The sequence below is a fragment of the Shigella sp. FC1967 genome (assembly GCF_001743005.1).
Classification (GTDB): domain Bacteria; phylum Pseudomonadota; class Gammaproteobacteria; order Enterobacterales; family Enterobacteriaceae; genus Proteus.
The window spans coordinates 1-12,349 of record NZ_MIIZ01001453.1; the positions used below are offsets into that span (position 1 = coordinate 1).

At 38.9% G+C, this 12,349-nt stretch carries 12 protein-coding genes and 3 pseudogenes; 6 read left to right on the forward strand and 9 right to left on the reverse strand.

Features of this window, described 5'->3' with window-relative positions; all coding sequences use genetic code 11:
- A pseudogene (locus BHE89_RS22875) lies at positions 1-449 on the forward strand (3'-5' exonuclease); the annotation flags it as partial.
- 146 nt (positions 450-595) lie between these two features.
- The gene (locus BHE89_RS22880) at positions 596-958 is read left to right on the forward strand and encodes a hypothetical protein (protein ID WP_128860792.1); all 363 of its coding nucleotides are present in this window, start codon (positions 596-598) and stop codon (positions 956-958) included.
- A gap of 11 nt (positions 959-969) precedes the next feature.
- On the opposite strand, the pseudogene rarD reads toward BHE89_RS22880, so the two are convergent.
- Both rarD and BHE89_RS22890 read right to left on the reverse strand, forming a co-directional pair.
- Positions 970-1,864: pseudogene (gene rarD, locus BHE89_RS22885) on the reverse strand (EamA family transporter RarD).
- Positions 1,865-2,009: 145 nt separating this feature from the next.
- Positions 2,010-2,477, reverse strand: a complete 468-nt coding sequence (locus tag BHE89_RS22890; RefSeq protein ID WP_069369896.1) for a thioesterase family protein — start codon at positions 2,475-2,477, stop codon at positions 2,010-2,012.
- 232 nt (positions 2,478-2,709) lie between these two features.
- On the opposite strand from BHE89_RS22890, the gene pldA reads away from it, so the two are divergent.
- From pldA to yigL, 4 genes are all read left to right on the forward strand, one after another.
- A complete protein-coding gene (pldA, locus tag BHE89_RS22895; RefSeq protein ID WP_069369895.1) occupies positions 2,710-3,582 on the forward strand; it encodes a phospholipase A in 873 nt (290 codons plus the stop codon).
- Positions 3,583-3,696: 114 nt separating this feature from the next.
- Positions 3,697-5,526, forward strand: coding sequence for an ATP-dependent DNA helicase RecQ (gene recQ / locus BHE89_RS22900; protein ID WP_069369894.1), 1,830 nt, complete (start codon positions 3,697-3,699; stop codon positions 5,524-5,526).
- 18 nt (positions 5,527-5,544) lie between these two features.
- On the forward strand, positions 5,545-6,549 hold the full coding sequence (pldB, locus tag BHE89_RS22905; protein ID WP_069369893.1) for a lysophospholipase L2: 1,005 nt from the start codon (positions 5,545-5,547) through the stop codon (positions 6,547-6,549).
- 12 nt (positions 6,550-6,561) lie between these two features.
- The gene (gene yigL, locus BHE89_RS22910) at positions 6,562-7,362 is read left to right on the forward strand and encodes a sugar/pyridoxal phosphate phosphatase YigL (RefSeq protein ID WP_069369892.1); all 801 of its coding nucleotides are present in this window, start codon (positions 6,562-6,564) and stop codon (positions 7,360-7,362) included.
- A 68-nt stretch (positions 7,363-7,430) separates the two neighbouring features.
- Here the strand turns inward: yigL and BHE89_RS27570 are convergent, their stop codons facing one another.
- From BHE89_RS27570 to BHE89_RS22930, 7 genes and pseudogenes are all read right to left on the reverse strand, one after another.
- On the reverse strand, positions 7,431-7,556 hold the full coding sequence (locus tag BHE89_RS27570) for a hypothetical protein (protein ID WP_458694256.1): 126 nt from the start codon (positions 7,554-7,556) through the stop codon (positions 7,431-7,433).
- The gene (locus BHE89_RS22915; RefSeq protein WP_458694257.1) at positions 7,543-8,454 is read right to left on the reverse strand and encodes a fimbrial protein; all 912 of its coding nucleotides are present in this window, start codon (positions 8,452-8,454) and stop codon (positions 7,543-7,545) included. The genes BHE89_RS27570 and BHE89_RS22915 overlap by 14 nt, the downstream gene beginning before the upstream one ends.
- Before the next feature lie 9 nt (positions 8,455-8,463).
- Complete coding sequence (locus tag BHE89_RS26710) at positions 8,464-9,453, reverse strand: fimbria/pilus outer membrane usher protein (RefSeq protein WP_286146436.1); 990 nt, start codon at positions 9,451-9,453, stop codon at positions 8,464-8,466.
- The gene (locus BHE89_RS26715; RefSeq protein WP_286146437.1) at positions 9,389-10,990 is read right to left on the reverse strand and encodes a fimbria/pilus outer membrane usher protein; all 1,602 of its coding nucleotides are present in this window, start codon (positions 10,988-10,990) and stop codon (positions 9,389-9,391) included. The genes BHE89_RS26710 and BHE89_RS26715 overlap by 65 nt, the downstream gene beginning before the upstream one ends.
- Before the next feature lie 12 nt (positions 10,991-11,002).
- Positions 11,003-11,218: a fimbrial biogenesis chaperone gene (locus BHE89_RS26720; protein WP_286146438.1), complete on the reverse strand. Its 216-nt coding sequence runs from the start codon at positions 11,216-11,218 to the stop codon at positions 11,003-11,005.
- Between the two features lie 51 nt (positions 11,219-11,269).
- Positions 11,270-11,650: pseudogene (locus BHE89_RS26725) on the reverse strand (fimbrial biogenesis chaperone); the annotation flags it as partial.
- 71 nt (positions 11,651-11,721) lie between these two features.
- Positions 11,722-12,243 carry a fimbrial protein gene (locus BHE89_RS22930; protein ID WP_069369888.1) on the reverse strand — a complete coding sequence of 174 codons (522 nt, stop codon included), beginning with the start codon at positions 12,241-12,243 and terminating at the stop codon, positions 11,722-11,724.
- Positions 12,244-12,349 lie beyond the last annotated feature (106 nt).

The following is a 12,349-nucleotide window of genomic DNA, read 5'->3' on the forward strand; positions in this document are numbered from 1 at the left end:
TTTATTGTGGGTGTCGAAGAAGGCATGTTCCCAAGTCAAATGTCGCTAGATGAAGGTGGACGTTTAGAAGAAGAGCGTCGCTTGGCTTATGTTGGTGTCACGCGAGCAATGAAAAAAGTTAACACTCACTTATGCTGAAAATCGTCGTTTTATATGGAAAAGAAGTCAGTCATCGACCTTCTCGTTTTATTGGCGAATTACCTAAAGAGTGTGTTGAAGAAGTCCGTTTACGCGCGACAGTTTCACGCCCTGTTAATCATAGTCGTTTAGGCACTCCGATTATCGGCAATGATACGGGTTATTCGCTTGGACAACGTGTGAAACACCCCAAATTTGGTGATGGCACCATTATTAATATTGAAGGTAGTGGTGAACATTGTCGATTACAAATCGCTTTTAATGGTGAAGGTATTAAATGGCTGGTGGCAGCATTTGCTCGACTGGAATAAGCCTCGATTAGAGTGAATGAATATTATTCTAATATAAAAACACCCTTAGTGATTAGATAGATACACGGGGGTGTTTTTTTTTAAGGGAAGCTTGCGTCGGTTAAGGAATAATCTCGTTATCTATTCTTACTTAACGGGATCTCTTAATGAAGCTCACTAGTTTGTCGCATACCAACGCTTTTATTACACCAGTTACACCTTGCTCGAAAACGTCGTCTGTCTCTTTTTCGAGTAATGAATTATTGATCGAAAATATTGAGGAGATCCTTCTTGATACTTATTACCACTGTGAACCGATCAATAAATTTGAAGAAGATTTGTATTGCAAATTATTGAGACACCAGCGTGATTTTGTTCCTCGTATTAATCTCTATTACAGTGTTGTGATTAACCATATTCAATGGATTAATAACACAATATCAACAAGTGCGTATTTGTTAAAGAAGAAGAATAAAAAGAGAAAATTCTCTTCCGCGTTTATACAAATCTGTAACTTAGCGGAAGAGTGAGTGTTAGAGAGTTAGCTACGTCTTAAATGGCGTTGTGTATAAAGTGCATCAAGCGTAAAGAGGATCAACGCAACCCAAATAAAACCAAAGGTGATTAGGCGTTCTGCATCTATCTTCTCGCCATATACCATTGTCGCAAGAATAAACATCAAGGTTGGGCCAATATATTGGAAAAAGCCCAAGGTTGATAAACGTAGATGATGCGCCGCTTCTGTAAAGAGTAGTAATGGTACAGTCGTAATAATACCGGCTGCAATTAATAAGGTATTTAATGACCAACTGTTTTCCAGCATATTGCTAGTCGGCGAATGTGTGAAAAATAAAATATAAATTAAAGCAACAGGAAATAGCCATAATGTTTCTACTAGCATACCTGTTTGTGCATCGACACCTAATTTTTTACGCAGTAATCCATAAAGACCAAAAGTCACGGCGAGGCTTAACCCAATCACGGGTACTGAACCAAAGTGCCAGAGTTGAATAAATACGCCCGTAAATGCTAAACCTACCGCTATCCATTGCATACGGCGGAAGCGCTCGCTTAAGAACAGCATACCAAACAACACGTTAACCAGTGGGTTAATAAAGTAACCAAGGCTGGCTTCTAGCATATAGCCATGGTTAACCGCCCATATATAGGTAAGCCAGTTAGTTGCGATAATGACAGCCGTTAGTGCTAAAAGAAAAATTTTTTTAGGTTGACGTATTAACTGGCGCAAATAAGGCCAATGACGACTGATAGTCATTAGAATCAACATAAAAAAAGAACGACCATAAAATACGGTGCGTTAAGATCTCTTCTGCGGGCACTTCTTGAATGCTTTTAAAATAAACAGGGGCAATACCCCAGATCAAATAGGCGCCTAAGGCACATAAAACGCCTTTCATCGTGTTTTTCTGGCTCATGCTATCTCTGGTATTGATGGAAAGGAAAAGTGTGACGGGGTTATCATACCCAATGACATTATCTAATGTGTCATTAGGCATGTATTTTTACAAGTAATTAATACTAATCTAAGCATTATCGCGCGCAATGAATTTTAATAAAGGCTTAACCTACAATATAGGTTGCAGTCCCACTTGCAATATGAACTTGTTTTTCATTATGTAATTCAACACGAGCAACAGACACCTTATTGCCACTGCGTAAAATATGGCTACTTGCAGTAAAATATTCTCCACGTCCTGGTCTTAAATAATCAACACGTAAGTCAATTGTGCCCATATTAGCGAGTTTTTGCTCAAGTAGCTCTTGGGATATTGGTGCTAAACGTGTTAATGCATTACCGACACAAACCAACCCTGCACTGACATCAAGTACAGACGCAATGAGTCCGCCATGTAAGATACGTTGAGCGATATTACCAACAAGTTTATCTTGATAGCGAAATTGAATTTCCGCATAGTCTTGTTCAAAGCGAACGAGCTCTAAGCCGATTAATTGATTAAAGGGCATCTTATAAACAAAAACATGACCAATTAGTGTTTGAGCCTCTTCTAATGTTAACTGTTTTTCCATTTTTAGAACCTCTGTTATCACGTCATTAAGTTAATACTATGTTAATAATACATGACGAAGTCGTAATTGCACATTCGTGCTATAAATATAATGATGTAAAAATATACGAGATTTAATGGCGATTACGTGTAAAATATGGTCGCAAACGTGTAATAAAGCATATATATAAGAATTAATTCGAAAGTAAGTACTAACTTCTATATTATTCAATAATGAAACAGGATCATTAACTATGCGTTACATCCGTTCTTTACTTGCGGTGGTTTTATTCTATCCAGCATGGGGATTTACATCCGAAATACAAGCATCATCTCCTGCACCGCTTGTTCAGGGCAGTATCATTTCTGGTTTATTACAAGAATATGATTCACCTTTTGTTCTTTATCCTTATGAATCCAATTATATTATTTACACTGATACCTCTGATATGAATAAAGAGGCTATTCAAAGTTATGATTGGGGTAATAAGGCTAAAAAAGATGAGGTGAAATTTCAGCTCAGTTTGGCTTTCCCTTTATGGCGCGGTATCGCGGGTGAAAACTCTGTTTTAGCGGCATCTTATACTCAACGCTCTTGGTGGCAATTAAGTAATAAGAAAGAATCGGCTCCTTTCCGTGAGACAAATTATGAACCACAACTTTTTCTAGGGTGGGCAACAGATTATAAATTTGCGGGGTGGACACTTCGTGAAATAGAAGCGGGTTTTAACCACGAATCGAATGGCCGATCAGATCCCACCTCTCGTAGTTGGAACCGCGCTTATGCACGTTTTATGGCACAAAAAGGCAATTTACAGCTTGATCTAAAACCTTGGTATCGCTTTAGTGAAAGTGCTGAACGTGATGATAATCCAGAGATTAATCGCTATATGGGTTATTACCGTTTAAAAGCGGGCTATCGGTTAGGCGAAAGTGTGATCACTGCGACTGGGCGTTATAACTGGAACAGTGGTTATGGGGCGGCTGAATTAGGCTGGAGTTACCCAATTACTAAACATGTACGCTTTTATACCCAAGTATTTAGTGGTTATGGTGAATCAATGATTGATTATAATTTTCGTCAGACACGAGTTGGTGTTGGCGTGATGCTTAATGATATGCTGTAATTTTCCCCGTTCTGGGTTAGCATAGCCTTATAAATGATGATGGCACCTTCACATTGGTGCCTTTTCTTTTACTCCTCATCATAGTTTTTATCAGCAGCTTTTCAGAGGAACGGTGTGTCCACAGCAGAAGTTCTTAATTCAATGCCATCAGCACAGGCTATTTTGCGAGAAACCTTTGGTTATCAGCAATTTCGTCCTGGTCAGCAAGAAATCATCCATACTATTACAACGGGAAGAGATTGCCTCGTCGTGATGCCGACAGGGGGGGGTAAATCCCTTTGTTATCAGATTCCAGCATTATTGCTCGATGGGGTGACGGTGGTTATTTCTCCACTAATCTCACTGATGAAAGATCAGGTCGATCAACTTTGCCTTCATGGTATTGAAGCTGCTTATTTAAATTCAACCCAAACGCGAGAAGAGCAGTTTGATGTTCAAATACGTTGTCAAAAGGGTGAAATAAGACTGTTGTATATTGCTCCTGAACGCTTAATGATGGAAAGTTTCCTTCAGCAATTAGTGCAATGGAAACCAGCATTACTTGCTGTTGATGAAGCTCACTGTATTTCACAATGGGGACATGATTTTCGTCCTGAATATCGCGGTATAGGGTTATTAAGGCAATATCTTCCGGATGTTCCCATTATTGCATTGACGGCAACAGCCGATAATACAACACGTTACGATATTATTAATCAGCTAGCGTTGCGTGATCCTTTAATTCATATCAGCAGTTTCGATAGACCGAATATCCGCTACACTTCAGTAGAGAAATACAAACCACTAGATCAGCTTTGGCTATTTATTCGTGGTCAGAAAGGAAAATCAGGCATTATTTACTGTAATAGTCGCAGTAAAGTCGAAGAAACAGCAGCGCGTTTGAGTAAACGCGGATTAAGTATTGCGGGTTATCATGCTGGAATGGAAATGGCACAACGCGCTAAAGTACAAGACGCTTTTCAACGTGATGATTTACAAATTGTGGTTGCCACTGTCGCCTTTGGTATGGGGATAAATAAACCTAATGTCCGATTTGTGGTTCACTTTGATATTCCGCGAAATATTGAGTCTTATTATCAAGAAACAGGACGTGCTGGGCGAGATGGACTGCCCGCAGAGGCGGTATTATTTTACGATCCTGCTGATATGGCGTGGTTGCGTCGTTGCTTAGATGAAAAACCAGAAAGTGATCAAAAAGCCATTGAAATGCATAAGCTTAATGCGATGGGGGCATTTGCTGAAGCTCAAACTTGCCGACGGTTAGTACTGCTAAATTACTTCGATGAACATCGACAGAATGCCTGTGGTAACTGTGATATTTGCCTTGATCCCCCTAAGCAATATGATGGTTTAGTGGATGCACAAAAAGCATTGTCCTGTATTTATCGTACGGGTCAGCACTTTGGTATTGGTTATATTGTTGAAATTTTAAGAGGCGCGAATAATCAGCGTATTCGAGATTTGGGACACGATACATTACCAGTTTATGGTATTGGTAAAGCGCAAAGCCATGAACATTGGGTAAGTGTGATCCGCCAGCTTATTCATTTAGGTATGGTGACACAAAATATTGTCCATCGCTCTGCATTACAACTGACAGAGATGGCAAGACCGATCTTACGTGGTGAAGTGCCATTACAATTAGCCGTACCGAGATTATTAAGCCCGACAAAAAGCCGTAATCAACAAACAAAAAGTACCCATAGACAGTATGATAGAAAACTCTTTGCGAAACTACGTAAATTACGTAAGTCTATTGCTGATGAGGAAAATATTCCGCCATTTGTCGTCTTTAATGATGTCACATTGATTGAAATGGCAGAACAATGCCCCGTTTACCCAGATGAATTGTTATTAATAAACGGTGTTGGACAACGAAAATTAGAACGCTTTGGACCCGCTTTTATGACACTCATTCGTGACCATATTGAGGGCTTCGAATAAAGCCAATAAGGAGAGCCAATGACAGCCACTCTGTTTAAATATTCGTGGTTATCGCGTGAAAAGCAGTTTTCTGCATTTACGAATGGCGTCTTATTAGATTTTTGGGGGCAACGTGAAGAGGGTGAGTTTGTTGGTGTCGATGGCGTCAAAATTCGCTATGTTCATTGGCGCTCACCATCGCACAATAAAGCACTGGTTATTGCTTCAGGCCGTAGCGAAAGCTATGTAAAGTACCCTGAAGTTGCATTCGATTTCTTTCACTCAGGCTATGATGTTTTTCTTCTCGATCATCGAGGACAAGGGCTTTCTGGCAGATTATTAGAAGATACGCAAAAAGGGCATGTAGAAAAGTTCAGTGATTATATCGATGATTTCTCGACGTTCGTCGAAACGGTAGTGCTACCTTTTCAATACCCACATTATTTTGCATTAGCTCACTCAATGGGCGGTGCTATCTTAGCGGGATATCTTCTAAAGCAAACTCATGTTTTTAAAGCCGCGGCATTAAGTGCGCCAATGTTTGGTATAAAATTACCCATCCCTCGCTGGGTGGCTAATTTTTTAGTTAACCGAGCAGAACAAAGTCAATCTGAAAGAAATAACTACGCGGTATCTACAGGTAAATGGTTTCCACTGCCTTTTATCCTTAATGTGTTAACACATAGTCATGAGCGATATCGCCGATATTTACGTTATTATGCTGATTTTCCAGAACTACGATTAGGCGGTCCTACTTATCATTGGATGGGGGAAAGTCTAAAAATGGGAGATGGGTTAATTGAACATGCGGGAGAGATTAATACCCCTCTATTAGTGCTCGAGGCAGAGCAGGATAAGGTGGTAGATAATCAAGAGCTAAGGGCTTTCTGTGAACGTTATAGTCAGTCCAGAACAAGAGAAGAAAAGCAAAAATTGCCACTGGTGATTGAAGGTGCGCATCATGAAATCTTGTTCGAAATAGATAAGCTACGCTCACAAGCATTAAATGAAATCTGTGAGTTTTATGATAAGCATTTATTTTAATCAGGAATGTGTATGTATTCGATAGTCGCTTCAGATCTTGATGGCACATTGTTATCACCTAATCATGTATTAACTCCCTATACGCAAGAAACTCTGCACCTACTTATTAATAAAGGCGTGCATTTTGTATTTGCAACAGGCCGTCATCATGTCGATGTTGCTCAAATTCGTGATGGATTAGGCATTAACGCGTATATGATAACGTCTAATGGTGCACGAGTGCATAACACTCATGGCGACCTTATTTTTAGCCAAGATCTTGAGCCTGAAATTGCTTATGATTTGGCGCTTATGGTTTTTGATCACCCTGAAATTGAAACTAATATTTATGCCAGTGACTACTGGTATGTTAATAAGGAGATGCCAGGGGCTTGTGAGTTTTTTCGAGAATCAGACTTTGGCTATGAGCTATATTGTAAAACAGGATTTCCAACCACTCATGTCTGTAAGGTCTTCTTCACCTCTGATGATCATGAACTATTACTGAAACTAGAAAATGAAATTAATCAGCGTTGGGGTGATAAGGTTAATGTAAGTTTCTCACTGCGTAATTGCTTAGAAGTGATGGCAGGCGGTGTATCTAAAGGTGAGGCATTAGAGAAAGTGGCTGAACTGATGCAACACTCTGCGAAAGATGCTATTGCATTTGGTGATGGTATGAACGACAAAGAGATGCTACAGATGGCGGGTAAAGGTTGTATTATGGAAAATGCACACCAGACATTAAAAGATCTGCTACCTAATATGGAAGTGATTGGCACGAATGCCGATGACGCCGTTCCTCATTATTTACGTAAGCTATATCAAGTGTGATCCCTTCTAAAAAAAGGCGAGCAAAATATGTTGTTCGCCTTTTTCTTTTTAAATCCATCTACATCTCGTCAGTGATATTGCATTGTAAACTGTAATGTTCCGTTTGCTTTACCTGCACTCGTTGTATCTGATGTTTGAATATAACCGGCTTCTAAAGGAATAGAATAATTTCCTGCACTGCTATTTTTTTTCACTGACAGTAATTAATTCCCCCAGTTTGATAGGCTGATTTTTATATTTAACTTGGATACCGTACCCCTTGGCAGTATTGTTGTCTGTTGGATTACTTAAGCTAATCGTTCCAGCAGTTTGTTGATCATCCGCAACACCATCAAATCGGATCTTAATGGGCGAAACCGGATCACAACTCAAATTAATATTAAAATCTTTAATACTTTCGGGACTTACAGAGCCAACACCACTAAAACTCGATTTAGGCACAGTACCTAATGGCACATTAATATTATTATTCACAACATCGCAGCCACTAGAGACAATATTTAAAGAGGATAGATTAATTACAGGCTCAGTTTTTCCTACATAGTCACTGGTGATAAAGCCATTATTGTAGATAATAAGCATAGCGACCCGTGATGCAGGGATCGTTTGTGATTTTACATTATCTCGTAATTTATAAAGCTTCATTTCTAATGAAACAGAATAATTTCCACTGGTAGCATAGGTTGTGCAAATTAGGCGATTGCTGAAGTTACCATCAATGTTTTGCTGACCATCGACATAAGCAGCGCCGCTACAACCCCCACTAATGGTGCCATGTAAGGTATACCCCACACCACTACTGTTAAATTCTTTGACATATGCGCCATTAACTCTAGGACTAGACGTATTAAATGAACCCGGTAAATAAATTCCTGGTCTGACAGCATTTCCAGAAAGGTTCCACCATGTCCATGCGTTCATCGTTCCTAACGGGATCGTCGCAATTTCCGTTAAAATTGGTGCCGAACGTGAGACATAAATGGGCGCGGAGTAGGTGACGGTTTTAGTGGTAAACTCTGCCCTAAATTCTGCAAATGTGGTTGGTGTATACAAAATAGCAGACAGACAACCTAGGATTATATATTTATTCATTATGCTCACCTATCTGCATTCAAGTTGTAAAAATTGGATTTTTTCTAAGGCAAGATCCACATTTAACGTTGTTTGGCACCGTTCAACAGCACTATTACCCCACTTAGCGCGTAGTTGGCTGTGTTCAGGTACACCATTTAAGAAAACCTCACCATCATTGGCTACAATTCCACTTGAAAGCAGGTGGTCGTCTTTATAAATCTCAACTTGAGTACCAAATGGTAATGGTGTTCCGTTGTAGTGTAAGTTTGCAAGCACACGAGCCCCTTTTCTTGCTTTGAAATCGGCTAAGACAATGGCGCCTTTGGTTGGAATAACGGTTGTCGATGTTAATTCAACGTCGTTATTACCTGTTAAAGAAGCGGGATCAACAGTCACTTTATTACGTTCATAACGTGAAACATTAGGAATGACTGCATAACCTTGTGCATTGGTATACAAACTTTGTGCGCTACTGACTTTTAAGTTATCAATATCTTCTGCTTTAATTAAAATGGCAGAATCGTAAATGGTACGAGATGGTGTGATCCCACCTTGATGAACTAAAAGTGCGCCAGTCGCGCCCCAATTCATTGATTGATAGCGTTTGTCGTAACTGTAACCTGCGCTGATCTCCCCTCCAGAAGCGCTGTAAGTGCCGTTAACAGCGCCACTGTATTCTTGACGAGAATGATTGTAGTTTTGTGAAATATCATATTGCAGATTGTTATCGTCCAACTGAGTACCACTTAAACTCACAGAACTAATAGAATCACCTTGTTTACTGGTGTTATAGCGATAACTTAACCAGTTGTTATTCTGACCAATATTAAATGGAAGACTAAAACTAATAGATAAAATCTGATCGGTTAATCCGCTTTCTTGACGTTTGTTATAGGCATAAGAGACGCTATAGCTTAATGCACGATAATTTGAGTTAAAACTCACATTAACATTACGATCGACCCTGTCTTGATACCAATAATATTGCTGATAACCATTTAATGAGAGATAGCCCAAATCGCCTAAAGATTGAGATACAGATAATTGGAACTGTTTTTTTCTTACGATATAGATGAGAAAAACGCTCATTAGCTGCTGAGAAATCGTAATAATCTTTTGTTGAATAGCGATAGGAAGCGAGTGAAAAACCAGTTTTAGTATCAGGTAAATATTTAGAATATTGAATACGATAAGATTGCCCTTGGGCTTCATCGTCATTTATTAGCGTTGTTTTCGCATGAGTAATATCCGCAGAAACGGCACCTAAATAGCCAAGATTAACGCCTGTGCCTAACGCATAAGCTTGATAATCAGCAGAGATTAATGTGCCACCATAAATGGATAAATTATAAGGAAGCCCATAAATAGCCGAGGTTTGAAAGAAATTAGGTTTTCTTGCGGCCGTATCTACATGATATTTACCAATATCTACACTGTATTTTAAGTTACCTGCACGTTGCATCATGGGAACAGCAGAAAAAGGTTGTGAAAAAGTACGGGTTGTTCCATCGGCCTCTTCAATCGTAACCTGTAAATCACCACTGTAAGACGTGGGATACAAATCTGACATGGCAAACTCACCCGGTGGAACGGAAGTCTGATAAATGATGCTGTTATTTTGTCGAACGGTGACAACGGCATTACTTTGCGCGATACCTCTGACGATGGGAGCAAATCCACGTTGGCTTTGTGGCAACATGCTTTCATCAGAAGCTAATTTAATGCCACGATAAGGAATACTCTCTAATACATCATTATCAGACGCAGTTTCACCTATAGTTAAGCGACTTTTTAAACTACGAATATCTCGCTCAACATAAGTCTGTAAGCTATTCCATTGAGATGAGTTATCACCATTTTTATTGTAGTTACTGTGGTTACGTAAACGCCAAGCACCAACGTTAACGCCACTACGTAACCCTAAGAAAATAGAGTTACTATTATCTTGGTCACGATACCAATACTGATTTTGACGATAAGAATAGTTAACAAAAGCCGCATTTATGCCATCGTTCCACTGTGCTGGTGGAATATAACCTTGCCCATAATTGTATAAAGCAATTTGTGGTATAGAAAACGACAGACGTGCTCGTGAAAAATCATACTGATACTTTGCATTCGGAATAACGTTAGCAATATCGGTAATTATTGATGTGCTTGCTTGCTGACTAAATTGCGAAGTTGCAGATTCTTTCACCCCCCAATTTAATAAATCTTGTTTGGTGAGCTCTGGTGTCAGTGCTTTTTTTTCTTCATCAAAAATAAAACGGACTTGGCGATTGTCGATTAGTTTATTATTGAGATAAATATCAACAGAATAGACACCAGGAAGCTGTCCTCCGGTATAAGAAAAATAATCAAGGTTATTAATATCTGCGATTTGGTTTTCTATTCCTAAATTGAGTGCATCAGGATTAAATTTCTCTTCAGCAATCACCTGATAAGGAAATAAAATAGAGGTTATCGCCATGGCAAGTAGACAATGGCGACAGAGATTATCGGTAGGAAAGACCGATAATTGCTTTGTAGATAATGCGATGATGGATAAAGTCATAACTTTACACTCTTAATTTAATACTTTATCTACAGTTGCACCGTAGTCATTAATAAACTGCACAGTGACTTTCTGAGAAATGAGACTCTCTTTAAGTAACACCACTTCTTGATGAGGGTTGATTAAAGGGTCGTAAGGGTAGCGTTTGTCATCAATAAAAATATGTTTAATTGTTAGGTGATAAGGTGTTTTATTATTAAGCACTAAGCCTTGGCTTTGTTTTGACAATTCGACGTTATTAAAATTAAGTGGCTCAATATCATTAGAGCGTAAAAAGAGTTTAAATTGAGAATTAATGACGAGTTGTAATTGATTTTCAGGGCTTTTTTCAACAGGTGGAATTGATTTTATATTTAGCCAATAGACGACTTCAGTATTTGAATTTAACGGTTCACCCGTATAGGAAATACGTGCAGTTCCTGTGCTATCAGGTTCGATACGAAAAAGCGGTGGCGTTGCAATAAAAGGTGTTTTTTCTGTACCTTGAAAAGCAGAAACCCAACTCTGGATAAGATAAGGTTTTTCTTTATCGGTATTAAGAATAGGAATGCTTATTTCACGCGCATTATCGTTATAAACAAACCGAGTTCCCCCTACACTGACTCCTGCAGCATGGCTTTCCGTTATGAGAGAAAATAATAAAAATAGAGTTAGAAGGATATTCTTTTTTCATAAATGGCGCCACAAAGTTAAGAGAAATAAGAGGGTAATAAGTATTACCCTCGTTTTTATTATTTATATTGGATGCTATAAACAGCAGATCCATTTGCTGGGCCAGGTGTTGCTTGGGCTGTTGCTTTGTAACGTGCAACATAGTCTAAGTTAATTTCTGTCCCTGTGATTTCGACTTCTTTTGAATCGTCATATAGTTTGATTGGAGACACGGCATCTTTTTCAAAGAGAGCGATACCCACATTTGTTGCGCCACCAGAGACTTGCTCGATCGCTAAAATATCGCTATCAACGGCATCGCGATTTCCACCAAAACGGACAGCCACAGTGGTATTCAGTGGGCAATCAATGAGTTTAATTGTGAAGTCTTTTAAGCCTGCAACTTCACCTTTAGCCGCTAAACTTTTTGATGATACTTTTCCTAAATCTACGGTTAGATTTTTAGATGAACTATCGACAGTACAGGCTTGATCTGTTATTTCTCCGATAAAGTTAATTGTGCCCGATGCAAAAACAGCAGGTGTAGAAAGTAGAGAGAGACTCATCCCTAATAAATAGAGTGATTTATTTAATTTGCTCATGATCGGTCCTATATAAAAAGTAGTATTTTTACTTTTTAATTTATTTATAAGTATAGATTTAAGTATTAGTTTATTTGCATAAGAAATATGCAAATAAAATATAACA

What these genes read in the sequence shown, in the direction of transcription:
- BHE89_RS22930 (WP_069369888.1), bottom strand. Translation starts at nt 12,243, where the DNA reads ATGAGCAAATTAAATAAATCACTCTATTTATTAGGGATGAGTCTCTCT.
- yigL (WP_069369892.1), top strand. Translation starts at nt 6,562, where the DNA reads ATGTATTCGATAGTCGCTTCAGATCTTGATGGCACATTGTTATCACCT.
- pldB (WP_069369893.1), top strand. Translation starts at nt 5,545, where the DNA reads ATGACAGCCACTCTGTTTAAATATTCGTGGTTATCGCGTGAAAAGCAG.
- BHE89_RS22890 (WP_069369896.1), bottom strand. Translation starts at nt 2,477, where the DNA reads ATGGAAAAACAGTTAACATTAGAAGAGGCTCAAACACTAATTGGTCAT.
- BHE89_RS26715 (WP_286146437.1), bottom strand. Translation starts at nt 10,990, where the DNA reads ATGACTTTATCCATCATCGCATTATCTACAAAGCAATTATCGGTCTTT.
- pldA (WP_069369895.1), top strand. Translation starts at nt 2,710, where the DNA reads ATGCGTTACATCCGTTCTTTACTTGCGGTGGTTTTATTCTATCCAGCA.
- BHE89_RS22880 (WP_128860792.1), top strand. Translation starts at nt 596, where the DNA reads ATGAAGCTCACTAGTTTGTCGCATACCAACGCTTTTATTACACCAGTT.
- BHE89_RS22915 (WP_458694257.1), bottom strand. Translation starts at nt 8,454, where the DNA reads ATGAATAAATATATAATCCTAGGTTGTCTGTCTGCTATTTTGTATACA.